Genomic DNA, 23,244 nt, shown 5'->3' with positions numbered 1-23,244 from the left:
TCCCATTCGAAAAGCGCGGGTCCGACGCGTTCAGGACTGAGCGGCGGCCATCTCCAGCACCCCGGCCAGGATCCGGTCGCGGATGGTCGTGGCCAGGGCGGTGATGGTCGGCCCCTCGAAGAGGTCCCGCGGGGTGACCTCGACGCCGAAGGCGGTGCGCATCCTGGCGACGATGCGCAGGCTGTTGATGGAGTCGCCGCCGAGGGTGAAGAACTCGTCGGCGATGCCGACGCGCTCGATGCCCAGCACCTGCGACCAGATCCGGGCCAACGCCTCCTCGGTCGGATCCCTCGGGGCGACGTACTCGGCGCCCACGCCGTCCTGGCGGGTCGGGGCGGGCAGCGCCGCCCCGTCGAGCTTGCCGTTGTGGTTGAGCGGCATCCGCTCCAGCAGGACGATCGCGGACGGGATCATGTAGTCGGGCAGCGAGGCGCCGAGGTGGCGGCGCAGCTCCTCCGCGGTCGGCGCATGCACCCCGGGCCGGCCCACGAAGTAGGCGACGAGTCGCTTGTCGCCCTTGTCGTCCGGCCACACCGACACCGCGGCCTCGGCCACCCCGTCGTGCCGCAGCAACACGCTCTCGATCTCGCCGGGCTCCACCCGGAACCCGCGGATCTTGACCTGGTCGTCGGCGCGCCCGACGAAGTCCAGGGTGCCGTCCGCGCGCCAGCGCACCACGTCGCCGGTCCGGTACAGGCGCGACCCGGGCGGGCCGAACGGGTCGGCGACGAACCGCTCGGCGGTCCTGGCCCGGTTGTCGACGTAACCCCGCGCGATGCCCACACCACCGACGTACAGCTCTCCGGGCACCCCGACGGGCACCGGCGACAGGCGGTCATCGAGCAGGTAGGCCCGGGTGTTGGCGAGCGGCTTGCCCAGCGGCACGCTGCGGTAGCCCGCACCCTGCTCGACCTCGAACAGGCTCACGGTCACGCCCGCCTCGGTCGGCCCGTAGTTGTTGATCACGCGGTGGTTGCGTGCCCACGCCTCGGCCACCTCGGGCACGACCACGTCGCCGCCGACCCGGACGGTCTCCATCCCGGGCAGGGAATCCGCGTCGAGCGACGACAGAACGGTGATCGGGATGGACGCCGTCGTGACCTCGCCCGCGAGCATGTGCTCGACCAGGTAGGCGCCGTTGCGCGCCACATCCGGGCCCGGCACCACCATCGTGCCGCCGGCGGCCCAGGTGGTGAACAGGTCCTGCACGCCCGTGTCGAAGCTCATGGAGCACAACTGGAACACCCGGCTGCTCGGCGTGAGCCCGTAGGGGCCGACCACCGCGGTCACGGTGTTGTAGAGCGAGCGGTGCTCGACCATCACGCCCTTGGGCCGGCCGGTCGAGCCCGAGGTGTAGACGACGTAGGCGAGGTCGCGGGCGCTGCCCTGCGCCTGCGGGTCGGTGTCCGGGTACTTGGCGATGATCGGCCGGTTCCGGTCCAGGAACACCAGGTCCGCGTCGGTCCGGGGGAACCGGCCCATGCCGCCCTCATGGGCGAGCACCACGGGCGGGCGGGTTTCGGCCAAGGTGACGCCCAGCCGGTCCGCCGGGTAGTCCGGATCCAGCGGTACGTACGCGCCACCCGCCTTGAGGATGCCGAGGATGGCGACGAACAGGTCCAGGCTCCGCTCGAGCGCGATGCCCACCAGTACGTCGCTGCCGACGCCCCGCTCGATCAGGTAGTGGGCCAGCTGGTTGGCTTTCGCGTCAAGCTCGGCGTAGGTCAGCCGTTGGTCGTCGAGCTCCACCGCGACCGCGTCCGGACGCAGCCGCGCCTGCGCGACGACCAGCTCGTGCACCCGGTGCTCGACGGAGTGGTCGGCGGCCGCGCCGGCCCTCTCGCCCACGACCGCCCGGTACTCGGCGGGAGAGAGGACCGGCAGCTCGCCGACGGTCCGCCCGGGGTCGTCGGCGAACGCCTCCAGGAGCGTCCTCAGGTAGTCCGCCATCCGGCTCACGCTGTCCGCGTCGAACAGCGCCGGGTCGTAGTGCAGCCGCATGGTGAGCCGGTCACGGGGGAGCACCACGACGCCGAGCGCGGCGCCCGAGCCGACCTCCGTGTCGAAGTGGCTGACTTCCAGACCATGTGCGGTGAACGCCCGCTCGTCGAACGGGAAGTTCTCGAACACCATGATGCTGTCGAACAGGTTGTCCCCGGCGGACAGACCGCTCCACGACTGCGCCTGCGTCAGCGAAACGGCCTCGAATTCCCGGGCTCGGGCCTGCTCCGCCTGAAGCCCGGCCAGCCAGGACACCAGGTCCTGCCCGCCGTCCATGCGCACCCGGACCGGCAGCGTGTTGACCAGCATGCCGATGATCGAGTCGACGCCCGCGAGGTCCGGTGACCGGCCGGACACCGTGCCGCCGAAGCAGACGTCCCGGCCCCCGCCGTAGCGCGACAGCAACAGCGCCCACGCGCCCTGTAAGAGCGTGCTCGTGGTCAGCTTCGTCCGCCTGGCCACCTCCGTGAGCTGTGCGGACAGCTCTGGGGCGATGTCCACCTCCACCATCGCGGTCGCGCGCGGCCGGTGGTTCGGCGCGGCCGGGCGGTCGTAGGGCAGCCGGGTCGGCGTGGTGAAGTCGCCGAGCACACCGCGCCAGTGCGCCTCGGCCTCGGCCCCGTCCTGCTCGCCCAGCCACCGCAGGTGGTCCCGGAACGGCACGCGGGGCCGCGGCTCCGGCCCCTCGCCGTCGCGCAGCCGCGCATACTCGGCGACCACCTCGGCGAGCAGTTCGGTGCCGCTCCACCCGTCCATCACGATGTGGTGCATCGACCACAGCACGCGCACGCTGGTGTCGGTCAGCCGGATGACCGCGACCCTGGCCAGCGGCGCGGCCGCGAGGTCCACCCCGGCCGCCCGGTCCGCGGCGCGCAGGGCGTTCCACCGCTCCCGCCGGCCGGGTTCCGGCAGCTCCCGCCAGTCGTGCTGGGTGACGGGCAGCGTGGCCGCGGCGCGCACCACCTGCACCGGGTCGCTGACGTCCGCCCAGATCACGTCGGTGCGCAGGATGGGCAGCCGGTCCGCGGCCCGCTGCCAGGCCCGGCCGAGCAGCTCCGGGTCGTCGACGTGATCGAGCACCAGGTCGAACTGGATCAGGTGCAGGCCGGTGTCCCCGGTCATCAGCGCGTCGAAGAGCATCCCGCTCTGCATCGGCGTCAGCGGGTAGACGTCCTCGACGGCCCCGCCGGCGGCGAGGTGCTCGGTCTCGGCGTCGGTGAGGTGGACGAGGGGGCGGTCCGCCCGGGCGGCACCGGGTGCGCCGTCCGCGCGGGTCGCGACCTGGGCCAGCTCCGCGATGGTCGGGGTGATGAAGAGGTCCTTGCCGGTCAGCCGGACGCCCCGGGACCGTGCCCAGGACACGACTTTGACGGCCAGGATGGAGTCACCGCCGACGTCGAAGAAGTTGTCGGTCACGCCCACCCGCTCGACGCCGAACACCTCGGCCCAGACGGCGGCCAGGAGCCGCTCGGTGGCCGTCCGCGGCTCGACGTGTTCCCCCGTGGACAGCTGGTCGACCTGCGGCGCGGGCAGCGCGCGACGGTCGACCTTGCCGGTGTTCGACAGGGGCAGCGCGTCCATCGGGACGAACCAGGACGGCACCTGATAGCTCGGCAGCCGTGCGGCCAGGGCGTCGCGCCACGCCGCCACGTCGGCCTCCCGGCCGTGTTGCGACACCACGTAGGCGACCAGGTGCCGGGCGCCACGCGTCTCGTGGACGACGACCGCGGCGTCGGTGACGCCGTCGAGCGCGGTGAGCGCGGCCTCGATCTCGCCGATCTCGATCCGGAAACCGCGGATCTTGACCTGGTTGTCGGCCCGGCGCAGGTAGTCCATCGTCCCGTCGGCGCGCCACCGGACGACGTCGCCGGTACGGTACAGCCGCTCGCCCGTCCCGAAGGGGTCGGCCACGAACCGCTCGGCGGTCAGCGACGCCCGGCCGAAGTAGCCGCGCGCCAGGCCGTCGCCCGCGATGTACAGCTCGCCCGGCGCGCCGACCGGAACCGGGCGCAGCCACGCGTCGAGCACGTACAGCCGGGTGTTGTCCACCGGCCGGCCGATCGGCACCACGCGCGAGCGCACCTGCTCCAGGGACAGCTCCTGGAACAGCGCATAGGTGGTGGCCTCGGTCGGTCCGTAGGCGTTGACGACCAGCGTGCCGGGACACTGCGCCATCACCCGCTCCAGCGCCTCCGGAGAGGGCGCCTCGCCGCCGGTGATCACCGTGGCCGCGCCGGTGAAGCAGTCGGGCGCCTCCTCGGCGAACAGGCGCAGCAGCGCGGAGGTGAGGAACACCGCCGTCACCCCGTGCTCGGCGATCAGCTCGCGCACGAGAGCGGGCGTCGGCTCCTGCACGGCGATGACCATCTCGCCGCCGGTCAGCAGCGGCACCCACACCTCGTACGTCGCGGCGTCGAAGGCGTGCGGCGAGTGGAACAGGATGCGCCGGTGCGCCAGGTCGCGCCATCGGTGGTCCCAGGCCAGGGCGACCACGTCGGAGTGGGTGACCGCGACGCCCTTCGGGGTTCCGGTGGAGCCCGAGGTGAACATGATGTAGGCGAGCTGCCGGGCGTCCGGAATCCGCTCGGGGTCGTGGGAGGGCCGACCGGCGGTCGTGGCCGCGTCGTCCACCCTGAGCACCGGGACGGCTGCCGTGGCGGCCTTGGCCGCCATCACCCGGTCGGTCAGCAGCACCTCGGCGCCGACGTCGGCCAGCACGAAACGGACGCGGTCCTCGGGGTAGGCGGCGTGCAGCGGTACGTAGACGCCGCCGGCCTTCACCACCGCCAGCATGGACACGACGGCGTGCACCGAGCGGTCCAGGAGCAGTGCGACCCGGGTCTCGGTGGTGACGCCCTCGGCGAGCAGGCGGTGGGCGAGCCGGTTGGCCCGCTCGTTCAGTTCGGCGTAGGTGAGCCGCTCGCCGCCGAACAGCACGGCCGGCTTGTCCGGGAAGAGCCGCACCTGTTCGGCGAAGACGTCCGGCAGGCTGCGGTGCGCGGGGAACGCGCGCGCGGTGTCGTTCCAGTCGAGGAGCATGCGGCGCAGCCCGTCATCGGGCACGAGCCGCAGCTCGGACAACGGCCGCCCCGGGTGGGCGACCACGCCCTCCAGCAGGGTGTGGAACGTCTCGGCCAGCCGCTCGACGGTCGCCGCGCCGAGCACGTCGCGGTGGTGGTCGACGCACACCTCCAGGCCGCCGTCCAGTTCGGCGAACCGCAGCACGGCGTCGGCGACGGCGAACTCACCGGGCAGCGCGGCATCCACCGCGCCGGAGGCCTCGCCCAGGAGGCGGTCGAACGGGAGTCCGCTGTCGACGGTCGCGTGCAGGACGACCGGCGCGCCCTCGCCCTTCGTGGACCGGCTGCGTACGATCGCGGTCACCTCGTCCTGGCCGGCGTACACCGCGGTCAGCACTTGGCCCGCGGCGGCCAACGCGCCGAACAGCGTGCCGCCGGACGAGTCCGCGAGCCGCCGCAGGCGCGATGTGAGCGCGCTGTCGAGCGTGAACCGGTGCGTCGCCGTGGTCCCGGCGGACGCCTCCGGTCGTGGACGGTCTACGGGAAAGCGGGTCAGCGCCTGATCGACGGCCGGGTCCGACGCCGGTCCTGCTCCCGGGAACCCCTCGTGGGTCACGTGCGGCCTACCTCTCCGGTCTGGGCAGCGCTCCACAGCGGAAGCCGTGCTTGACGCCCCAGTCTCCCCAGAGGGGCCGCGACCCAGCTACGCACTTGACCGACGAACGAAACAGGGCGGTCAGCCGGCGTTTCGACGCGGGGAACCGCTGTTCGCAGCGGGTGTGGCGCCGATGACCCCGAGCTCGGTCCGGCCGGGTCGCAACCCGGTCCGCACGCCGATGGCGCCGCCGGAAACCGGCAGCGCCATCGCGTGCTCCGTGGCGTCAGCCGCCCGCCGGGCGGCTCACTCGCGCCCGCCGATCGCGTCGACCGGAGCGGGCCGCAGGGCGGACCGGGTGGCCATCGTGATCGCACCCCAGGAGAGCGCGACGGTGACCGCCACGATCCCGATGAGGCCGAGGGGGGAGATGCTGGGTACGGGCGACTTCGTCCATCCGAGGCTCATGCCGATCAGCGGCGGGATCGTCGCCAGCAGACCGAACAGCAACGCTGCGAAGACCACGATCCTGGCCTCGCCGTTCATCATCGCGCGGACCTGGTCCCGGCTGGCGCCGATCAGTTGCAACATGGCGAACTCGCGACCTCGCGCCGCCGTCGACATCACCAGGGTGTTCACCACGGCGATGGCGATGTAGCCCAGCAGCACGGTCTGGAAGAGGAGGTTGAGGGCCCAGTCACCCGAGCCGCCGGATCCGGGCGTGGCCAGGAAGGCCTCGCGGTCGCCCACCCGGACCGTCGGGTAGCGCTTGACGGCGTCGCGCAGCGCGCCGGCGAGCGCCCCCGCGCTGGTCCCGTCCGCCGCGCTGATCAGCACCGCGCTGTCGACCCGCGCGGTGGTGTGCGCGACGACGAGGTCGTTGGACAGGGTGACGTCCCCGAAGCCCAGGCCGTTCTCGTAGATCGCCACCACCTGCGGCTTGATCACCGTGCCGTCGCCGAGCCGCAGGTCGATCGTCTCGCCTCGTTCCGCCCGGACGGTCTCCGCGACGACGCGGCTCAGCGCCACCGTCCCGTCCCGCAGTTCCGCGACGTCGCCCTCGATCACCTCGAGGTCCATGGTTTCGGAGAGCCGTTCGGGCGCGACGCCCTGGGCGGCGAAGACCTTCGTCGCGGTGCTGTCCTCGGACGGGAACGTCAGCAGCACCTGCATCCGAGCCACCGGCGTCACCACGGCTACGCCGGGGATGCCGCGCACGGCGTCCACGACCTCGGGGGACACCCCGGCGCCGGACGACGCGGTCAGCACGTGGTCGGCCCGCAGGCCGTTCTCCAGCTGGTCCTGCGACGCCGCGATCGCCGTGGAGGCGCCGAACACCTGAACGGCGGCCAGGGTCACGCCCATGGCCAGCGGTGTGGTGGCCGTACTGAGCCGCCGTGAGTTGGCCCGCGCGTTGGCCTGGGCGAGGAAGCCGTGGGCCTTGGACTGCCGGTTCAGGTACCAGCCGAACAGCACGATGGCGCCTCTGAGCAGCAGGGGTCCGAGACACCCGACCGCCACGACGAACAACAGGACGGCACTCGCCGCGGTGTCGGCGGCCGAGTCGCCCGGCACCACCAGCGGATTGCCCAGGGTCAGCAGCAGTCCGAGCGGGATGAGCAGGACTCCGATGGTCAACCGGACCCAGCCGACCTTCTTGGGTTCGACGGCGGCGTCCCCGAGCGCCTCGACCGGGCTGGTCTTGGCCACCCGGCGCGCGACCAGCCAGCCGCCGAGCCGGGCGCTGGTCATGCACAGCACCAGCGAGGCGAGGACGGGGATCCACCCCACGCTCATCTGGAAGTCCGCGGGCATCGCGCCCGCAAAAATGAACACGCCGCGCATCACGAACGCGAGGACCACACCGGGGATCATGCCGACCAGGGCGCCCACGAACGACACCAGGGTCATCTCGGCGCCGATCATCCAGTGGATCTGTTTGGGTGTCGCGCCGATGGCGCGCAGCAGGGCCAGTTCGCGCCGGCGCTGCTGCACCGACAGCGCGAGGGTGCTCGCCACCACGAACACCACGATCAGCACCATGGTGCCGCCGAACGACGCCGAGGACTCGACCACCAGGCTGCGGGCGTCGCCGACGTCCAGGAACTCCACGTCGCCGCGTTCCGCGCCGGTGTGGGCCACCACGTCCGGTACGGCGGCCGTGATCCTGTCGGCCAGCTGCTTCGGGGTGACTCCGGGGGCGGCGCGCACGCCGATCGCGTCCACCCGGTCCGGACGGCCGGACAGCTGGGTCGCCTGGGCGTCGGTGAAGAACACCGCGGACTGTCGGACCAACCCGCCCCCCGGCGGGGTGGCGATGCCCACCACGCGGTAGGACGACGCGATCGAGCCGGCCACGAGCCGCACCGTCGAGCCGAGTGACACGTCGGCGCGGGCGGCGAGGCCGGCGTCGAGCACGACGTCGCCGGACTGCGAGGGCTCGTGGCCCTCGCGCACCGGGAACGGCCCGAGCGCCGCGGCGGACCAGCCGTGCCCGAACACCGGGAAGCCGTCCGGCCCGCCCACCGCGTCACCGTCCGGATTCAGCACACTGACCTCGACGTTGACGTCGCCGACCGCACTCTGGACACCGGGCACCGCGGCGACGGCGGCGACCTTGTCGGCGGGCAGCGTGACGCGCTCGCTGTAGCGGACCTCGGCGCTCTCGTCCAGCCAGAACGACTGCTCCCCGCTGAGGACCACGGCCGCGCCCGAGTACCGCTCGGGGGTCACGCCGGTGCCGAGCCCGGACACCAGCAGGATCCCGCAGGCGGTGATCACCGCCGAGCCCGCGGCGATCGCGACGAAGGAGCCGACGAAACCGCCCTTGCGCCCCTTGATCGTGCTCCACGCCAGTGACAGGTCCTTGCGGTGCGGCACCACGAGGCGGATCAGCCGCCGGATGAGGCGGATCACCACTCGCCCAGGTGCGTCATGCGCGCCGCGACCTGCTCCGGGGTGGGTCGGGTCAGCTCGCCCGCGAGCCTGCCGTCGGCGAGGAACACGACCGAGTCGGCGTACGAGGCGGCGACCGGGTCATGGGTGACCATCAGCACCGTCTGGCCCATGTCGTCCACGACGTTGCGCAGGAGTTCCAGAACCTGCTTGCTGGACCGGGAGTCGAGCGCACCGGTCGGCTCGTCCGCGACCACCGCGTCCGGGTGGGTGATCAGCGCGCGGGCGATCGCGACCCGCTGCTGCTGACCGCCGGAGAGTTCGCTGGGCCGTCGCTTGAGGTGATCACCGAGGCCGACCGCGGTGAGCACCTGGCGCAGGAACGCGTGGTCGGTCTTCCGGTCCGCGAGCCGTAGCGGCAGCGTGACGTTCTCCTCGACGGTCAGCGAGCCCAGCAGGTTGTAGGCCTGGAAGATGAAGCCGATCCGCTCACGCCGCACCTCGGTGAGCTCGACCTGGCTGAGGCGGGATAACTCGACGTCGCCCAGCCAGACCGAACCCGAGGTCGGCTGGTCCAGGCCGGCGGCGCAGTTGAGGAAGGTGCTCTTGCCGGAACCGGACGGTCCCATTACGGCGGTGAAGGTGCCGCGGCACAGTTCGATGCTTACGGAATCCAGCGCCTGCACCGGGCTTCTCGTCGAACCGTACACTTTGGACACCGAATCTAAGCGGATCGACCAGTCGGCTGGTGTGGAGCGCAACGCAGAATGAGACATGCCGGGAAGCCTACCGAGGCCGCGCCGCGCCCCGCCACTCATTCCCCGATCATGGCATCGGTCAGAAACACACCGTGTCTTTATGGTGAATGCAAGGTCCGAGTCGCGGCGCCCCGAAGAAGTCTCTCGATATCAACACCGTGCCGGGATGGCGCAATTCATCTTCCTCCACACCAGTTCATGCGCGGTGGTGATTTCCCCGATGAGAAGCTCCCCACCATGGTCGGCGGGTCCGCCTGCGCCGGGGCCCCTTCGTGCGGGCCCCGGCCGGGGGCTGGTGAGCCACGCGAAACCGCCGAGCGGGCGGGCGGGCGGGTGGGCCGGCGGGCCGGCGGGCCGGCGGTCGGGATCAGCGGAACGCGTATCCCAACAGGTCGAGTTCGGGTGCGGTGGTGATGGGTTCAGGAACCAGGTTGTCCTTGTGGACGAACCGTCGCAGGTAACCGGCGCCTTCGGTGCCGCCGGACCCCTTCACCCCGGGCAGGTAGCGCCGGCCGAATCCGTAGTGCCTGCCGCGCCAGGTCAGCAGCGTGCGCTCGACCGCCGCGAGCGCCTTGGCCAACTCCGGGTCCTCCACCTCGAGCACCGCGTCGCGCAGCGGCCGCACCGACCGCAGAGGCGGCACGGTCAGCTCGTGCAGGTGCTCGAACTTCGAGTACGCCTCGACCTTGCGCGCGTCGTAGCCGTACATCACCAGTTCCATCATGTGGTAGTTCAGCGACTGGACGGCGCTGGCCTCACCGGTGGCGTCGCGGAACGTCAGGAACAGATCGGGGGTGAGCGTCTGCAACACGTGGAAGATGTGATTGGGCAGTTCCGCGTAATGGGCCAATTGCGCCATCAGCGCGTGCGCCTGGCCGTCGTCGCGCCCGATCGACGCCCTCGCCCTCACGGTGAAGTAGCGGATCAGGTAGAAGGCCAGCTCGCACGCCTGCACCGCGCGCAGGAAGAGGTGCTCGTGGTGGTCGTTGGAGGTGAGGATGCCGGAGCAGCGGGTCAGCACGAACGTCTGCCAGCGCGCCAGTCCGTCGTCGCGCGCCCGGTCGATGATCTCGGCCGCCGTCGTGTCGCCGCCGGTCTCCACCGGCAGCCGCCCGACCTGGTCGCGCAGCGCGTTCAGCCTCCGTAATCGCTCTTCGGTGTGGTCGGCCTCGGTCAGCCGGGGAGCCGCGCGCCGCTCGACCGCGTCCAGGTCGGCCAGCGTCGCCTCCAGGGCCAGCACGGCCCCGGCCACGGGCTCGGTCGGGTGCAGGTCGAGGAACCACGAGTAGACGTGCAGGTTGGCGTACCGGTAGTACTCGGGGATGGGTTCCCGGCTGAACGACCGGGTCAGCAGCCTCATCACCTCGCTCGCGGCACTGTGGTCGGCGTACGCCTCTTCGTAGAGCTTGCCCAGCAGGTCGCGCTCACTCGCGGTCAGTGCCTGCCGGCCCGCCTGTTCCTGAAGCTGTGCGATCTCGTCGCACCGTCCCGAAAATTGCAAGGACGCCTGTGCGGTTTCCATGTGTCCTCCAGCGCTGCGCTCAGGACCACGGGTCGTCACCGAGCCGTGGCACGACGTCTCATTTCTTGAAACCGATGACCAGCTGCTTGTCCTGAGTGGTCCGGTGCACCTCGCAGTCGACGAAGCCGGCGCTCTCCAGCAGGCCGATGTACTCCGCCGCCGTCCGGTGCCTGCCCTTCGCCTCGACGTGCATCGACAGGTTCATCACCGCGGTGGGCAGCGGCCCGCGGCGGTCGTCGTCGAACAGGCGGTCCATGACCAGGACTCGACCGCCGTCGTCGCATGCGCGGTATGCCTTGCGCAACAGCTCCAGGCCGGTCTCGTCGGTCCAGCCGGACAGGATGTAGCCGAACGCGACGCACTCGGTCGGCGGGAACTCGTCGCGGTGGAAGTCGCCCGCGGCGAAGTCCAACCTGCCCTGCAGGCCGTACCGCTCGACGGTGTCCGCCACGTACGGGCCGACCTCGGGCAGCTCGAACACCGTGGCGTGCAGGCCCGCAGTCGCCTCCAGCGCGGCCACGCTGAACGGCCCGCTCGCGCCGCCGACGTCCACCAGGTGCCGGACCCCGGTCAGCCCGGCCATGGGCACCAGCTCGCGGGAGACGTCGTAGGTGAGCTGCCACATGGCCGCCACGAACTCCTCGGTGAGCTTCGGAGTTCCGTACATGACGTCGAACGGGGCGGGGAGTGCGGCGTCCACGGCCGACTTCCCGGCCGTCAGGTAGCCGTCAAGCTGCGGCAGCCGGGCCAGCGTGCTGTTCATGACGTGGCTGAGGAAGCCGCCGACGGAGCGTGCGCTCCCGGGGTCGAGGAAGGGCGCCATCTCCGCAGTGATGCGGTACTCGCCGTGCTCGTTGCGGTCGATGACACCGAAGGAGTCGAGGAGGACCAGCAACCGGTCGAGCGTCTCCTCGTCGAGCCCGAGCCCGGCGGCGATCTTGTCGGTGGGCGCCTCCTGGTCGATGAGGAACCCGAAGACACCGTGTTTGTCCGCCAAGTGGACCGCGTTCGTCGCATACACGCCGTACACCGCTTTTTCCAACGCGTTGGGCAGCATCACTCAATCTCCACATCGTCTCCGCGGGCGGTCACACAGTCGTGGCTCGAGCCGATGTGCACCCGCATTCGAGTCGCAAGCAAGAGCGACGCGAGTTCGGTCGGGAACACTCGGCCACGACTGGCAAGTCCAGCCTTTCGATTTCCCGAGACGAGGCTATGTACGGGCCGCGAGCCCCCTCAAGGAAGTTGCCTTGTCGTTCAAGGACCGGCGCGGGGATTCACGCGCAACGGCGTCGAGGGGAATACCCCTGCACCAAAGTGCCCGCTCCGCGGAAGGAGTTTTACTTCTGAGGAAAACAGCGAGGGTGAACGGATCGCCTCGACCGGCTTCTTCTGGCAGGCTTCGGCTGCTCGTACGGGTCGAGCGGTGACGACTCGGCAGATCGGCGAAGTGCCGGGGCCGGACACCGGCGCACGGGCGCCCTGAGGCCGCTGGGCGGGAAGCCTGCGGAGCCGGCCGGCCCTTCGCCGCGGCCAAGGCCGCGTACGCGTCGGCCTGCCGTCGGCAACCCAAGCCGCTGCGCAGCGACTGCGGCAACGCGGTCATCCGCCGCGTCTACGCCGACTGGGCAGAGATACCAGACTTTTCCGAGCCGACTGACTACCTGTCAATGCCAGCGTGATGTGATCATTATTACGCCCTGGGATCCCCAACGTCGCTTATCGTTCTGCTGCGTAACGGTCAACTGGGACCGTTGGTTGGGGTCAGCTCGGACCGGCCTGGGGGACGTGACCGCGGTGTGATATATCGCACCCTGTCCCCATACACTCCGACCGTCGGGCGCGTGCCGTAGCTCGACGGATGGCGAGTGGTGTGCCGAGGTGCTGGCCCGCCGGCATTGACGGGGGCGAAAATTGAGGATTCACTTCACAGTTGACGATCTCGCGCACTTAAACATGATTTCCACCTTAGGTCCCGTCGTCGAAAGCGCCTTCGCGCTGGAGCAGTTCGGCAGGCAGGGCAGTGCCACCTTCCACGGCTGGCGCAAAGGCGTCCGGGAACAGCTCGGCACCCGGGTCGCCGAGGTCGAGCAGCTCGCCGACCGGTACAGCGCGGGCGAACTGCTGCCGTTACTCCGGCTGCACTCGGGTGGCAACTCCGACGTCGGGGGCGACGAGCGGACCCGTCAGCGGGTGCAGGCGACCTTGTTCGAGTTCTGCCAGGTGGCCGTGCTGCCGCACTGGCGGCAGATGCGCGGTCACATGGCCTCGGTGCGTGACGCCTGCGGCCGGATCGGCATCGCCAACGGGATGCACGCCCTGCTGGACAACCTCCACCCCAAGCTGAACTGGAAGCCTCCGGTCCTGGAGGTGGCGGGGGAACCCGACCGCGATGTGTACCTCAACGGGCGGGGGCTCGTGCTGTGCCCGTCCCTGTTCTTGGCCGGCAAGGCCTGCATGGTCCTGGATGACGTCCAGGAGATCGGGGTCCCCGTTCTGGTCTTCTCGGTGCCCGTGGACGCGGCGACCGAGACCGAGTTCTGGGGCCACCGCGGGGGTGGCGAGCAGGCACTGAGCGCCCTGGTCGGGCATACGCGCGCCGCCGCACTCCAAACGCTCTCGGAGAGCTGCACCACGGGTGAGCTCTCGCAGCGGCTGAACATCTCGCTGGCCGGTGCCAGCAAACACGCCACGGTGCTGCGCAAGGCGGGACTGGTCACCACGGCCCGCAAGCGCAACACGGCACTGCACTCACTGACGCCGCTCGGCGTGGCGCTGCTGCGGCAGCGGCGGACGACCAGCACCTCGTGAGCGCGTCGAACGTCTAGGGCGTGTCCACGACGTCCCGTCGTCCGCGTGAAGGGCGTCGCGGGCCCCTACGGGTCTTTGCGGACGCGGCCCCGGCGCCGCCGGCGCCCGAACTCGGACCGACCACAACCCACGAAGGGGAAGCCATGAGCACCAACCCGTTTGAGAACCCGGACGGTACCTACGTCGTCTTGACCAACGACGAGGGCCAGCACTCCCTTTGGCCGTCCTTCGCCGAGGTGCCCGCAGGCTGGACGGTCGTCCTGCCCGAGACCGACCGGCAGTCGGCGCTCGACTACGTCGAGGCGAACTGGACCGACATGCGGCCCAGGAGCCTCGCGGAGGCGATGGACGGGCGCTAGCCCGCCCCTTGGCCGAACTGCGGTCCGGCAAAGAGCCTTTGCATGCGATGAGTGCCTTCGAGCTGCGCGCACCGGGCCTGACCCGGGTTCCGTCCGCGCCAGTGCGAAGGCACTTTTCGCATGGGGACAACAGCTCGGCAGGCACCGTGGGACGACGGCCGCGCCGTACCTCGTCGTCCACGGGGGACATCCCGGTGAGCGGGACCACGAGGCAGGCGCCGCGAGTGCGTGATAGCTGGCGATAATGTTTTCTTACAACCAGGACTACAGCGCGAACCGGCGGCGCGGTGCTTCACTTGACGCACACAACAGCACACCGGAGTCCCCGGCGGTCGGTTCGTTTCCCAGTGCGGCCGACCTGCCGGAGTTCCCCTGCGGCACGGGGAACACGCGAAAGCCGGCCCGTGCGGCGTCAGCCACCCCCGATGACCCCGCACGGGCCGGCTCCCCCGGTCGATCACCGGGCCGGCTCGATTTCCGACCGTTCAGAGAACGGACCAGGACGAGTACTTCTGCAGTCCGTACAGCAGCGGCGTCCGGTCGGCCGCGACCGGGTGCTCCACGCGGAACACCTCGCCGAACACCACGGTGTGGTCGCCGGCGGAGACCGTCCGGCTGATCCGGCAGTCGGCGATCGCGTGGGCGTCCTCGGCCAGGTGCGGACCGGCCGACTCCGGGTCGGCCGACCAGCGCACCAGGTCGAACCGGTGCGGGGTTCCGGAGGCGAACAGATCCGCCGCCGCCCTGGCGCGGGCATGCAGCAGGTTCACCGCGAACGTGGAGCGGCGCAGCATCGCCGCCAGGGTGGGGCTCCCCTCCCGGAGGCATACGAGCAACGTCGCCGGCTCCACCGCGACGCTGCACACCGACGAGCACGTCATCCCCCACGGCTGCCCGTCGAGGTCCGACGTGGTCACGATGGCCACACCGCTGGGGAACGTCGACATCAGAGAACGGAACTGCGCGGGAGCGACCGCCGTCGCCGTGGTGGAGCGCCCCACGGCGCCACCCTCCACTGTGGAGTCCATCATGGCCACTTGCCGCCTTCCGCTGCCAGGGCCGCCACTTTCCGGCGGCGCACCGTACTTCGTTCGAGCAGGGCGTAGCACGGTCCGGTCATCGCCGTGGTCACCAGCGCCATGACCACCAGCGCGAGGAACACCGGCGCGGTGAGGATCCCGGCGCTGTACCCCGCCTGGAGCACCACCAGTTCGGTCAGGCCCCGGGTGTTGACCAGGACCCCGATGCGCGCCGCGTCGGAAGCCGGCGCACCGCCGAGCCGGGCCCCGAGGTACCCGCCGCCCATCTTGCCGACGATGCCCAGGACGGTGGCGAGCACGATCGCGAACCACGGCGTCGCGCCGAGCTGTCCGGAGAACACGTTGATCCCGGTGACCACGAAGAACACCGGCACCAGCAGGCGTCCGACCCGCGTCACCACGCGCACCACGTCGTGCCATCCGTCGGCGGGGATGGCGAGCCCGACCAGCAGGGCGCCGAAGATCTCGGTCACCCCCTGTTCCTGGAACGCCCAGGAGCCCAGCAGCCCGGCCGCCCCGACCAGAACGGCCGTGAGCCGGCCGAAGCGGTCCCGGAACTCCGTCACGGCGGCGGTGCGCAGCAGCCGTCCGAGGCAGAACATCGCCAGCAGCCCGGCGGCGACCACGGTGGCGAGCCGCGGCACGCCACCCGCCCCGCCCGCGGCCAGTCCGAGCGCGAGCGCGAGCAGCAGCCAGGCGACGACGTCGATGATCATCGCCGCGGTCATCGAGAGCTTGCCGACCGGCGTGTCGAACAGCTCCCGCTCCTCGAGGATGCGCGCGAGCACCGGCACAGCGGTCACCGACAACGAGACCGCGAGCAGCAGCACGAGCGCCGCGGTGGGCGCGGTGCCGCGCAGCGCCGGATCGGCCACCACCGCCACCGCGAATCCGCAGCCTGTCAGGAGCGGGATGACCAGGGCGCCCGCGGTGGTCCAGCCGATCAGCCGGCCCCGGGCCGAGGCGGTCGTACGACGAAGTTCGTGCGCGACCCCGACCAGGAACAGGACCAGTCCGACGTGCCCGGCGAAGCGCAGCCAGCTGACCGTCTCCGCGGGCAGCAGGGTCTGCCTACCACCGAGGGAGAGCAGGATCGGACCGATCGCGAGCCCGAAGGCTATCTCCGCGATGACGGTGGGCTGCCGCAGCAGGCGGGCCACCGCGCGGCCGACGAACGCGACCAGGAGCACGGCCAGCAGCGCGAGCACCACGTGGACGGTCCCGGCCGCGAACTCGGCTGCGTTCATCGCGCCGAGCCCGCCTTCCGCTGCTCCGGGGGAAGACCGTGCAGGTGGGCGAAGTACGCGTACTGGCTGGGCAGCTTCTCGACCAGCGCGGCCGCCTGATCGGCCACCAGCTGGAACTCCCGGTCCGCCGCGGTGCCGTCGAGCTTGCCCAGCACGGGCAGCGGCTGCACCGGCAGCCCGCCCAGACCGAGGATGATCGCGCGGTAGGAGTACGACTCGAAGCCGTGGTAATGCGGGTAGATCGAGTCCTGGTCGGGCAGCTTGACCTTCCACTGCTCCAGGCGCTCGGCCAGGCCGTCGGGGATCGCGCGGGTCTTGGTGTCCTTCCAGTACTGGTTGTCGGCGCGGCCCGAGGCGTACCAGTGCAGCACCATGAACTCCCGCAGGCCGTCCATGACGTGCGCGGCCTGCCGGTTGTAGGTGTTGCGGAGCTGCTCGTCCGTATCCTCCTGTCCGACGGGGAAGTTCTTGACCAGCTGCTCGATGCCGTTCTGGATGATGAAGATGCCGGTGGACTCCAGCGGCTCGACGAACCCGTTGGAAAGGCCGATCGCCACGCAGTTCTTCACCCAGGCGCGCTCACTGCGGCCGATGCGCATCCGGATGTGGTTGGCGGTGACGCCGTCCGCCGCCGGGCCCACGAACTCGCGCAGCGTGCGCTCGGCCTCCTCCGGGGTGGCGTAGTCGCTGGCGTACACGTAACCCGTGCCGAGCCGCTCGAACAGCGGAATGGTCCAGACCCAGCCCGCCTCCTTCGCGGTGGCGGTGGTGGCGGGACGGATGCCGTGCTGGGCCATGTCGACCGGCACGCGCAGCGCCACCGCGCTGTCGTTGGGCAGGTGGTCCTGGAAGGAGATGAACGGCTCGTCGAGCGCCTTGTTCACCAGCAGGCTGCGGAAGCCCGTGCAGTCGATGAAGAGGTCGCCGTGGATGTCACCCTGCTCGCGGGTGCGCACGTGGTCGATCGCGCCCTGGTCGTCCAGCGCGACGTCCACCACGTCGTCGAGCACGTGCCGCACTCCGCGCGCCACGCCGCGACGCGTCAGGAACTTCGCCAGCAGCGCCGCATCGAAGTGGTACGCGTAGGGGAACTGGGTGTTCTGCTCGGTCAGCGTGGTGCGGTGCTCTTCGCCCCGTTCGAATGTGCTGTCGAAGAGCGAGTTGTCCAGGTAGCGGGGAGAGCTCTGCGCGTCGCACATCGAAGCGATGAGGAAGGAGTCCTTGTCGAACCGCTCGGTCGGCTTCTTCTGCACCCACCAGTCGGTGAGCGGGAAGCCGTCCACGACGCGGTTGCGTTCGAACGGGTGGTAGAAGGTGTGGCCCGGCTCGCGCCAGTCCTCGAACCGGACGGCCAGTTTGTAGGTGGCATTGCACTCGGGCATCCACTCGTGCTCTTCGATGCCCAGGTAGTTGAAGAAGTGCCGGATGGTGCTGAAGGTGGCTTCACCCACCCCGATCGAGGGCACGTTCTTCGATTCGACGAGGGTTACGGCCATCCGGTCGCCGAATGCCGCGTTCAGATAGGACGCCGTCATCCAGCCCGACGTACCGCCACCGACGATCACCACGCTGTTCACCATGTAGGCCCCTTAGTCCACTGCTGATGAATGTGGGTCGAGCCTCTCGGAACCGCCGGCGCGCAGCCATGTCTTTGACCGACGGGTGAAACTGGGCGGTCAGGAGCGCTGTAGGAGGCAGCACGGGTGGGTCCAGGAAGCGGCGCGGGCGGGTCTCGAGCGGCGCGGGCGGCTCGGTGGCGGCACGGCTGCAGGGTAGGCGGTCAGGAACGCAGGTACGTCAGCACGGCCAGCACGCGGCGGTGACCGTCGTCCTCGGACAGGCCGAGTTTGAGGAAGATGCTGCCGATGTTCTTGGCGACGGTGGGCTGGCTGACGTGCAGCGCCGCCGCGATGGCCGCGTTCGTGTTCCCCTCGGCCATCAGGCCCAGCACGTCCCGCTCCCGCACGGTGAGCCGGCCGAGCGGCTCGTTCATCTGCCTGCGCCGCAACAACTGGCGGACGACCTCCTGGTCGATGACCGTGCCGCCCGTGGCGACGCACTCGATCGCCGCCAGGAACTCGGCCACCGCGCCGATGCGGTCCTTGAGCAGGTAGCCGAGGCCGCCGCGGGAGTGCTCACCGGACTCCAACAGCTCGCACGCGTAGTCCGTCGCGGCGTACTGCGTGAGCACCAGGACCGCGAGCTCCGGGTGGCGACCGCGCAGATCCATCGCCGCCCGCAGGCCGTCGTCGTTGAAGTCCGGCGGCATCCGGACGTCGGTCACCACGATGTCCGGCCGGTGCTTCTCGACCGCCTCGATCAGGTCGCGGCTGTCGCCGACCGCGGCCACGGTCTCGTGCCCGAACCGCTCCAGCAGTTCGACCAGTCCCTCCCGCAGCAGGACGGCGTCCTCGGCGAGCACTATGCGCAATCGGGTGTTCGCCACGGCAGCTCCACGACTAGTTCGGTTGGTCCGCCGGGCGGGCTGAACAGCTTGAGCCTGCCCCCCACCACGGCGACGCGATCGGCAAGGCCCTGTAATCCGCCGCCGTCCTCGGGCCTGGCGCTGCCCACGCCGTCGTCGGCGACGCGCAGCACCAGGCGGTCCCCCTCCCGGCAGCCGGTCACCCGCGCCGTGCGGGCGCGGCTGTGCTTCACCACGTTGGTCAACGCCTCCTTCACCGCGAAGTACGCCACCGTCTCCACGGCGGGCACGAGGCGCTGCGGCATGGTGATGTCGACGTGCACCGGCACCGGGCTCCGGTCGGCGACCTCGGCCACCGCGGCCGGAACGCCGCGGTCGGTCAGCAGCTGGGGGTGGATGCCGCGGATCAACTCCCGCAGGTCCGCCAGTACGCCTTCGGCCTCCCTACGGGCCTTGGACACCAGCCGCGCACGGTCGGACTGCTCCTCTTCGAGACCGTGCTCCATGATGCCCAGCGTCATGATCAGCCCGACCAGCCGCTGCTGCGCGCCGTCGTGCAGGTCGCGCTCGATCCGCTTGCGCTCGGCCTCGAACGCGTCCGCCAGGCGGATGCGCGACCGGGTGAGCTCCTGTACGCGAGCGACGACCTCGGCCTCCCGCGGCGCCAGCAGCAGGCGCACGAACGCGGTCCGGCCCGCGGCCAGCGCGGTCACCACGTAGGCCACCACCGGCAGCAGAGCGAAGCCGAGGAACACCACCAGCACCCGGTCGAGCGGGGCGGAGACGTGCCAGTAGCCGAGAATGACCAGCGGGCCGAGGTCGACGAAGGGCTCCACGAAGGGGGCGGCGATGAGGATGAGCACGCTCCCCAACAGCAGGACACCGCCGAAGTCGATCAGCGGCAGCACGGCCGTCAGGGCGATCGCATAGCTGAACTCGCGCCAGGTCGCCGCCTCGCCGATGCGCAGCCACAGCCACGCCTTCAGGCCGGGCGCGTCCGGGGCCACGTGGGGGTTGCCGACGGGCTCGGTGTCCACCATCCGCAGGCGGAGGCGTTCCGCCGCGGCGACCGGCATGCCGATCACGGCGGCCAGGAGCACCACCGCCACCAGCTGGGCGTACCCGGGCAGGTTGTCGATGAAGAACAGCCCGTTCATCGCGGCGCCCGCGATCAGGAACACGACGAGCGCACCGCACAACAGATAGCCGAGCGACCGCCACGGCCAACTGGACGTCAGCAGCGCGCGCGGGCCGCGGGCCAGCGCCTGTCGGCAGTTCATCGGGGACGCGGCCGGCGGGCACGCACGCGCGGACGCCCGTCGGCCGGCACCCGGATTCGAGATCAACAAGACGCGACGCCGGTGCAGAGTTCCACGGGCCGTAGCCAACACCGGGGGCGCGCAGGCCCACAAGGCCGCCGTCAGGAACTTTCCCCACAATTCAAAGGGGTTGTCCGTACGGGAAACAGCTGCACCTGCGGCAGCCCGGCGTGCTCGGCCGGGGCGAGAGCCGCGAGCACGGCAGACGCGCATGTCTCTCGGCCGATCCGCCGCGACCCGGCCGGGCTGCCGACGGTGAATTCAGGCGATGATCCGTGACCGGGATTCGGTCGCCGTGAACACCCGGCGGATGTCTCGGATCAGGTTGACCCGTTTCAGCCACCGGTCTGTTCCGTCGTACCTCGGCTCGAACGGCTCCCGTCCGTGCACGACGCGGTAATTGTCGAGGAATATCGCGTCACCGGGCTCCAGCACCACCCTTTCCACCGCTTCGGAGACGTACGTGTACAGCTCGGCTATGGCCTGCTGTGCGGTGTGGTCGTCCTCCTCTGCGGCGCAGGTGTCGTCGAAGTCGATACGCAGGTAACGCAGTTCGGGCGGCCCGAACAGGATCGCGTCCACGTCCGCCGCCCCGCTGGAATGCCCATGCGGCCCGACGTGCGACTGGTCGGGGCGGTGGCGGAATCGCTTTTCGGACAGGACCTCGGACAGCCGCGCCGGCAGGTCGAGACGGTCGGCGCGCACCACGGTGGTGCCGATCCGGTCCGGGTTGCGCAGGCAGGAGAGCGCCACGTAGTCGCAGCGGCACTGGTGGAAGGCGTCCTCGGTGTGCAGCGACAGCGGGGCCGTACTGCTGCCGCTGGTCTCCGAGCGCTCCATGCCGGGCGCCGGGCACACGTCGTGCACGATGCGGCCGTTCTGCTGGTTGCCCCAGGCGAACGGGTCGCCGAGAACGGCACTGCACAGCATGAGCACGACCTCCTCCCGGCATCCGGCGCCGGTCTTCTCCGCCATGTCCCAGCCGGTCGGGGTCGGCTCGAGGTCCCGGCTCAGCGGCAGCCCCGACAGCACCGCCACGTCGGTCTCGTCCGACTGGATCCGCCGGAAGAAATGACGGACCCGGATGGGCAGCGACTCCGCCGCCGACTTGGCGTGCGAGGCGAACTGAACGGGGTCCCATCGGCCGTACTCGTCGAGCACTTCGTCGACGAGCCCTTCGATCTGCCTGCGCTCGTTGGGTTCGATGACAAGCCTTTTCACAAGCCTTCCTTCCGTTCCGTCGGCCGTGGAATTGCCGGTATCGCGGTACCGCCACCGACGATCACAACGCCGCCGACCCCTTGGTCCACCGCTGATGAACCTGGTCGAGCCTCTCGAAATCGCCGGCGCGCAGCCATGTCTTTGACCGACGGGTGAAACTGGGCGGTCAGGAGCGCACGGTGATCGATCACGATGCACGCGCGCAGGGCTTCGCGCGGAACGCGGTCGGCCGGAAACCGACGCGGCGACGGTCCGGGTGCGATCGAACCGGCTACGGGAGCAGGCCGCCCACGAGTTCCGACAGGGCCGCCGCCAGCGCGAGAAGGCCGGGGCCGGCGGGGCCGCCCGGCTCGGACATGTACGCGTCCCGGCGGATCTCGACCATCAGTGCGCCGACCCGGCTGTCCTTGCCGTAGTACCTCAGCGGCACGTACGTGCCGCTGAAGGGGCTGTCGAGCCCCGTGCCGCCGAAGCCCGCGAACGCCTTCTCGGCTGCGGCGAGGAGGCCGTCCGGGGTGTGGAAGGGGTCGGTGCCCAGGCAGATCGGCGGCCGGGGGCCGTCGGCGTGCAGTTCGTACGGGAGGGGCTTCGTCGGGTACGAGTGCACGTCGATGATCACGGCTCGTCCGACGGCCTCCAGCCGGTCCTCCACGGCCCGGGTCATCGCCTCCGCGTACGGGTGGAAGTAGCGGTCGATCAACGGCCGGCCGTCGAAGCCGTCGGGACGTAGGCGCTCCCCGTGGGTGGTGCGCGTGTAGACCGCTCCCATGCCTGCGGCCAGCATCTCCTCGCGTTCGTCGGGGAAACGCTCGGGGTCGACGACGAGACGGGACAGCCCGTTGACGAACCGCCACGGCGTGACGGCGGACCCGGCCGCAGCCGCTGCCGCGATGTCCGCGGTGTGGGAGTCGGTGATGTGATCCAGCTCCTGCCCGAGCGCCCGGTCGTCCAGCACGATGCCGTTGCGGACGGGCTTCGGAATGACGCGCGAGGAGTGCGGTACGTGCAGGATCACCGGCGACGCGGCGGCGCCGGGAAGGAGCTGGAAGGATCCGGGTGAGTGGTTCATGTGTGACTCCTCGGGTTGTCGGAAGGCGCTTCATCCACGTCGGCGAGGATGACGCAGGGGTCCGACACTCCGACACTCCGCCCCTCCCGGCTCGCGGTCACCGGTGTGTCGCCGCTGTGGGAAGGACGCCTTCGTGCCGGTTCCGCAAGCGGACGCCGCGGGGCGGTCCCGGCGGTGCCGGGCGACCGCTGCCCTCGGTCGTTGCCGCAGCATGGCAAACGCATGGCGACCGCATGGCAGTCGTGGCATCAGCGGCCGTGGGGGCGCTGCGACGTCTAGGATCCCCGGCACGTGTCTCCGTCGTTCCGCGCCGGCCCTCCCTCTTCCGCCAAGGACCATGATCCGCCATGAGTGTTTCCGCAGCCCTGAGCGTGGGCGAGGCGTTCTCCCGACGCCACGAGCTGACCGTCGTCGACGTCCGCACTCCGGGCGAGTTCGCCTCCGGCCACCTGCCCGACGCCGTCAACATCCCCCTCGACGGCATCGGGCGGGCACTGCCCGATCTCCGGCAGGCCGCGCGTCGCAGGCCGCTGCTGGTGGTCTGCGCTTCCGGTGCCCGGGCGGAGAACGCCGTTGCCACCTTGTCCTCCCACGGCGTCGACGCGTCGAGCCTCACCGGCGGCACCGCCGCCTGGACATCCGCGGGGCACCGGCTCGACCACCCAGCAGGCCGTCAGCGGAACGTCTGGGCCATGGAGCGGCAAGTCCGTTTCACCGCGGGCTCCGTCGTGCTTCTCGGCCTGGCCCTCGGCTTCCTCGTCCACCCGGCCTTCCAGTTGCTGTCCGCGGGGATCGCGGCCGGCCTGGTCTTCTCCGCCCTCAGCAACACCTGCGGCATGGCGGTCGTGCTCGGCAGGCTTCCCTTCAACCAGCGGGGCAAGGCGCCCTTGGACGGCGTCCAGGGCGGCGGGGGGGGGGGGGGGGGCGCGCGCGGGGGCGCCGGCGGGGGGGGGGCAGGGGGC

Annotated in this window: 15 protein-coding genes; 3 read left to right on the top strand and 12 right to left on the bottom strand. The window is 70.8% G+C overall.

What is annotated here, in order from left to right; translation table 11 throughout:
* Window positions 1–30: 30 nt before the first annotated feature.
* The 5 genes from ACWGIF_RS03120 to ACWGIF_RS03100 all read right to left on the bottom strand — a co-directional run bounded on the left by ACWGIF_RS03120 (window position 31) and on the right by ACWGIF_RS03100 (window position 11,848).
* The gene (locus ACWGIF_RS03120; protein WP_453490172.1) at window positions 31–5,637 is read right to left on the bottom strand and encodes an amino acid adenylation domain-containing protein; all 5,607 of its coding nucleotides are present in this window, start codon (window positions 5,635–5,637) and stop codon (window positions 31–33) included.
* 285 nt (window positions 5,638–5,922) lie between these two features.
* On the bottom strand, window positions 5,923–8,535 hold the full coding sequence (locus ACWGIF_RS03115; protein WP_453490169.1) for an ABC transporter permease: 2,613 nt from the start codon (window positions 8,533–8,535) through the stop codon (window positions 5,923–5,925).
* Window positions 8,529–9,287 (bottom strand): ABC transporter ATP-binding protein, encoded by a 759-nt coding sequence (locus tag ACWGIF_RS03110; RefSeq protein ID WP_453490166.1) that lies wholly within the window; start codon window positions 9,285–9,287, stop codon window positions 8,529–8,531. The genes ACWGIF_RS03115 and ACWGIF_RS03110 overlap by 7 nt, the downstream gene beginning before the upstream one ends.
* A 349-nt stretch (window positions 9,288–9,636) precedes the next feature.
* Complete coding sequence (locus ACWGIF_RS03105) at window positions 9,637–10,791, bottom strand: tryptophan 2,3-dioxygenase family protein (RefSeq protein ID WP_453490163.1); 1,155 nt, start codon at window positions 10,789–10,791, stop codon at window positions 9,637–9,639.
* A 58-nt stretch (window positions 10,792–10,849) separates the two neighbouring features.
* Window positions 10,850–11,848, bottom strand: a complete 999-nt coding sequence (locus ACWGIF_RS03100; RefSeq protein ID WP_453490160.1) for a methyltransferase — start codon at window positions 11,846–11,848, stop codon at window positions 10,850–10,852.
* An 899-nt stretch (window positions 11,849–12,747) separates the two neighbouring features.
* Here ACWGIF_RS03100 and ACWGIF_RS03095 point away from each other — a divergent pair.
* Window positions 12,748–13,602 (top strand): ArsR/SmtB family transcription factor, encoded by an 855-nt coding sequence (locus ACWGIF_RS03095; RefSeq protein ID WP_453490157.1) that lies wholly within the window; start codon window positions 12,748–12,750, stop codon window positions 13,600–13,602.
* 143 nt (window positions 13,603–13,745) lie between these two features.
* The gene (locus tag ACWGIF_RS03090; protein WP_453490154.1) at window positions 13,746–13,961 is read left to right on the top strand and encodes an MbtH family protein; all 216 of its coding nucleotides are present in this window, start codon (window positions 13,746–13,748) and stop codon (window positions 13,959–13,961) included.
* A gap of 485 nt (window positions 13,962–14,446) precedes the next feature.
* Here the strand turns inward: ACWGIF_RS03090 and ACWGIF_RS03085 are convergent, their stop codons facing one another.
* From ACWGIF_RS03085 to ACWGIF_RS03055, 7 genes are all read right to left on the bottom strand, one after another.
* Window positions 14,447–14,992, bottom strand: coding sequence for a flavin reductase family protein (locus tag ACWGIF_RS03085; RefSeq protein ID WP_453490151.1), 546 nt, complete (start codon window positions 14,990–14,992; stop codon window positions 14,447–14,449).
* Complete coding sequence (locus tag ACWGIF_RS03080) at window positions 14,989–16,248, bottom strand: cation:proton antiporter (protein ID WP_453490148.1); 1,260 nt, start codon at window positions 16,246–16,248, stop codon at window positions 14,989–14,991. Before ACWGIF_RS03080 ends, ACWGIF_RS03085 begins: the two co-directional genes overlap by 4 nt.
* The gene (locus ACWGIF_RS03075) at window positions 16,245–17,828 is read right to left on the bottom strand and encodes a tryptophan halogenase family protein (RefSeq protein ID WP_453490145.1); all 1,584 of its coding nucleotides are present in this window, start codon (window positions 17,826–17,828) and stop codon (window positions 16,245–16,247) included. Before ACWGIF_RS03075 ends, ACWGIF_RS03080 begins: the two co-directional genes overlap by 4 nt.
* Before the next feature lie 200 nt (window positions 17,829–18,028).
* Window positions 18,029–18,694: a response regulator gene (locus ACWGIF_RS03070; protein WP_453490143.1), complete on the bottom strand. Its 666-nt coding sequence runs from the start codon at window positions 18,692–18,694 to the stop codon at window positions 18,029–18,031.
* Entirely contained in the window at window positions 18,670–19,953 is a 1,284-nt protein-coding gene (locus ACWGIF_RS03065; RefSeq protein ID WP_453490140.1) for a sensor histidine kinase, read from the bottom strand. Before ACWGIF_RS03065 ends, ACWGIF_RS03070 begins: the two co-directional genes overlap by 25 nt.
* Window positions 19,954–20,253: 300 nt before the next feature.
* Window positions 20,254–21,213 carry a TauD/TfdA family dioxygenase gene (locus ACWGIF_RS03060; protein ID WP_453490137.1) on the bottom strand — a complete coding sequence of 320 codons (960 nt, stop codon included), beginning with the start codon at window positions 21,211–21,213 and terminating at the stop codon, window positions 20,254–20,256.
* A gap of 271 nt (window positions 21,214–21,484) precedes the next feature.
* The gene (locus ACWGIF_RS03055) at window positions 21,485–22,282 is read right to left on the bottom strand and encodes an N-formylglutamate amidohydrolase (protein WP_453490134.1); all 798 of its coding nucleotides are present in this window, start codon (window positions 22,280–22,282) and stop codon (window positions 21,485–21,487) included.
* Between the two features lie 347 nt (window positions 22,283–22,629).
* Here ACWGIF_RS03055 and ACWGIF_RS03050 point away from each other — a divergent pair.
* Window positions 22,630–23,244 (top strand): rhodanese-like domain-containing protein (locus ACWGIF_RS03050; protein ID WP_453490131.1); only part of this gene is annotated, 615 nt, incomplete at its 3' end.

The organism is Streptomyces sp. NPDC054849, from assembly GCF_053610945.1.
The sequence above is the reverse complement of the archived record's forward strand: the minus strand, read 5'-3'. Positions and strand labels throughout refer to the sequence as shown.

Excerpts from the sequence above, each read along its gene's own strand:
- ACWGIF_RS03110 (WP_453490166.1), bottom strand. The coding sequence starts at position 9,287 with ATGTCTCATTCTGCGTTGCGCTCCACACCAGCCGACTGGTCGATCCGC.
- ACWGIF_RS03105 (WP_453490163.1), bottom strand. The coding sequence starts at position 10,791 with ATGGAAACCGCACAGGCGTCCTTGCAATTTTCGGGACGGTGCGACGAG.
- ACWGIF_RS03100 (WP_453490160.1), bottom strand. The coding sequence starts at position 11,848 with ATGCTGCCCAACGCGTTGGAAAAAGCGGTGTACGGCGTGTATGCGACG.
- ACWGIF_RS03095 (WP_453490157.1), top strand. The coding sequence starts at position 12,748 with ATGATTTCCACCTTAGGTCCCGTCGTCGAAAGCGCCTTCGCGCTGGAG.
- ACWGIF_RS03090 (WP_453490154.1), top strand. The coding sequence starts at position 13,746 with ATGAGCACCAACCCGTTTGAGAACCCGGACGGTACCTACGTCGTCTTG.
- ACWGIF_RS03085 (WP_453490151.1), bottom strand. The coding sequence starts at position 14,992 with ATGATGGACTCCACAGTGGAGGGTGGCGCCGTGGGGCGCTCCACCACG.
- ACWGIF_RS03080 (WP_453490148.1), bottom strand. The coding sequence starts at position 16,248 with ATGAACGCAGCCGAGTTCGCGGCCGGGACCGTCCACGTGGTGCTCGCG.
- ACWGIF_RS03075 (WP_453490145.1), bottom strand. The coding sequence starts at position 17,828 with ATGGTGAACAGCGTGGTGATCGTCGGTGGCGGTACGTCGGGCTGGATG.
- ACWGIF_RS03065 (WP_453490140.1), bottom strand. The coding sequence starts at position 19,953 with ATGAACTGCCGACAGGCGCTGGCCCGCGGCCCGCGCGCGCTGCTGACG.
- ACWGIF_RS03055 (WP_453490134.1), bottom strand. The coding sequence starts at position 22,282 with ATGAACCACTCACCCGGATCCTTCCAGCTCCTTCCCGGCGCCGCCGCG.